Raw genomic sequence first — 536 nt, forward strand, 5'->3', positions numbered from 1 at the left:
GGGTAGTTTGACTGGGGCGGTCTCCTCCCAAAGAGTAACGGAGGAGCACGAAGGTTGGCTAAGCATGGTCGGACATCATGCGGTTAGTGCAAAGGCATAAGCCAGCTTGACTGCGAGAGTGACGGCTCGAGCAGGTACGAAAGTAGGTCTTAGTGATCCGGTGGTTCTGAATGGAAGGGCCATCGCTCAACGGATAAAAGGTACTCCGGGGATAACAGGCTGATACCGCCCAAGAGTTCATATCGACGGCGGTGTTTGGCACCTCGATGTCGGCTCATCACATCCTGGGGCTGAAGTAGGTCCCAAGGGTACGGCTGTTCGCCGTTTAAAGTGGTACGCGAGCTGGGTTTAGAACGTCGTGAGACAGTTCGGTCCCTATCTGCCGTGGGCGTTGGAAGATTGAAAGGGGCTGCTCCTAGTACGAGAGGACCGGAGTGGACGCACCACTGGTGTTCGGGTTGTCATGCCAATGGCATTGCCCGGTAGCTAAGTGCGGAAAAGATAACCGCTGAAAGCATCTAAGCGGGAAACTTGCC

Annotated in this window: 1 rRNA gene; it reads left to right on the forward strand. The window is 55.2% G+C overall.

The window, feature by feature from the left end:
* Nucleotides 1-536 (forward strand): 23S ribosomal RNA (locus AABS66_RS21635); the annotation flags it as partial.

It is taken from the genome of Providencia sp. SP181, assembly GCF_050446505.1.
Classification (GTDB): domain Bacteria; phylum Pseudomonadota; class Gammaproteobacteria; order Enterobacterales; family Enterobacteriaceae; genus Providencia; species Providencia vermicola.